Below are 238 nucleotides of genomic sequence, written 5' to 3'. Positions count from 1 at the left end.
CGCAGACCGCGAGCAGCGTCACGACGGCGCCGTTGTGCGGCAGACTATCCAGGGTGCCGGAGCCGATCACGGCAACCCGGTGCATGAGCCCCGGGTCGATATGGGCAGTCTGCGCAATTTGCAGGTAGGTGTCACCAAGGGCATCGAGCGCAATGGTCAATCCGCCTGAGGCCGAGCCGGTCAAAGCGGCAAGTAGATTGGTCGCGATGGCGAGAGAAACGAGCGGACCGCCGGAGAT

At 64.3% G+C, this 238-nt stretch carries 1 pseudogene; it reads right to left on the bottom strand.

The annotated features are described in order from the left end of the window. Positions 1 to 238 (bottom strand): annotated as a pseudogene (locus FNJ47_RS55760) (GntP family permease); the annotation flags it as partial.

Source organism: Bradyrhizobium uaiense, assembly GCF_010811875.1.
In the GTDB taxonomy this organism is placed as follows: domain Bacteria; phylum Pseudomonadota; class Alphaproteobacteria; order Rhizobiales; family Xanthobacteraceae; genus Bradyrhizobium; species Bradyrhizobium uaiense.
Note: the sequence above shows the minus strand (reverse complement) of the source record. Positions and strands in the feature narration are given on the sequence as shown.